1 protein-coding gene and 2 pseudogenes are annotated in these 1,479 nt (G+C 69.8%); all 3 read left to right on the top strand.

The genetic code is table 11. The annotated features are described in order from the left end of the window. Positions 1-404 (top strand): annotated as a pseudogene (locus RMP09_RS03885) (type II/IV secretion system protein); the annotation flags it as partial. Positions 405-510: 106 nt separating this feature from the next. Then, complete coding sequence (locus RMP09_RS03880) at positions 511-1,230, top strand: Crp/Fnr family transcriptional regulator (RefSeq protein ID WP_310564689.1); 720 nt, start codon at positions 511-513, stop codon at positions 1,228-1,230. 53 nt (positions 1,231-1,283) lie between these two features. Then, positions 1,284-1,479 (top strand): annotated as a pseudogene (locus RMP09_RS03875) (EamA/RhaT family transporter); the annotation flags it as partial.

Here is a 1,479-nt window from a genome sequence, read left to right as displayed (position 1 = left end):
TCAACGCCACCGTGCTGGGCGTGCTGGCGCAGCGCCTGGTGCGCACCCTGTGCCCGGCCTGCCGCGTGCGCGAGGACGAGGCCGCCACCGCGGCGTCTGCCCAGGCGCTGGCCGAGCTGGTCAGGCCCTGGAAGGTGACCGGCGGCTACCGGCCCTACAAGCCCGTGGGTTGCGTGGACTGCCGCATGACCGGCTTTCGCGGCCGCATGGGCCTGTACGAACTGCTCACCGTCACCGAAGCCTTCAAGGACAAGGTCAGCCGCGAACCGCAGATGGACGCGCTGCGCCGCCAGGCCGTGGCCGACGGCATGCGCCCGCTGCGCCTGGCCGGCGCGGCCCGCGTGGCCGAGGGGCAGACCACCATCGACGAGGTGCTGGCCTGCACACCGCCGGTGAGCGGGTAGGCATCTGGCCCACATGGCCGGCCGGGCCGGGCTGCACAGCGTCACCGGTGGCTTATATTTCGGCACTGGCCCTGCGCTGCAGGCCAAATCCCGGACCCGCTCACCCATGATTCCCATCAAGACCGAATCGGCCTGGCGCGGCACCGCCGACTGCCGCAACTGCGGCATCCGCGACATGGTGCTGTTCGCCGATCTGCACGAGGACGACTTCAACCTCATCCACGCCCCCATCGACGATCTGGAGTACGCGGGCGGGCAACCGGTGGTGCGCCTGGGCGAGACGGCCACCTCGCTATACACCCTGCGCAGCGGCATGATCAAGCTGGTGCGCAACACGGTGGACGGGCGCCAGCGCATCGTGCGCGTGCTGCGCTCGGGCGACGTGATCGGCCTCGAAGCGCTGATGGGCCCGACCTACGACTCCGACGCCGTTGCGCTGACCAACGTGCGGGTCTGTCGCCTGCCGCTGCAGGTGATCCAGCGCCTGAACCGCGAGACCCCGCGCCTGCACCAGCGCCTGCTGGAGAAATGGCACCGCAGCCTGAAAGAGGCCGATGACTGGCTGGCCGAACTCAACTTCGGCAACGCCCGCCAGCGCGTGGCCGGGCTCATCCTGAAGATGCGTTCGACGACCGACGCCGGCATCGCCACGCTGTTCTCGCGCGAAGACATGGGCGCCATGCTCGACCTCAAGCTCGAGACCGTCAGCCGCACCCTGTCGGCCTTCGAGCGCGAAGGCCTGATCGAGCCGCAGGACAAACAAGGGCGCCTGTACCGCGTGGTCGATGCCGAGCGGCTGGTGGCGCCAAAGGCCGGCGCCGAGTAAGCCCGCCAGCGAGGTGACAGCCGGCTGACGCAGGGCTGCCGATAATGGGGCGGATGTCCAGCGCCCCCGCCCAGCCCCACCCCCACCTCGCCTCCGGTCTGCTGCTCGCCAGCGCCGGCTCCATCGCTTTTTCGGGCAAGGCCATCATCGTCAAGCTGGCCTACCGCCACGGGGTGGACGCGGTCACGCTGATCATGTACCGCATGCTGTTTGCGCTGCCGCTGTTCCTGGCGCTGGCCTGGTGGGCCA

The sequence above is a fragment of the Hydrogenophaga sp. genome, assembly GCF_031426985.1.
GTDB lineage: Bacteria > Pseudomonadota > Gammaproteobacteria > Burkholderiales > Burkholderiaceae_C > Hydrogenophaga.
The sequence above is the reverse complement of the archived record's forward strand: the minus strand, read 5'-3'. Positions and strand labels throughout refer to the sequence as shown.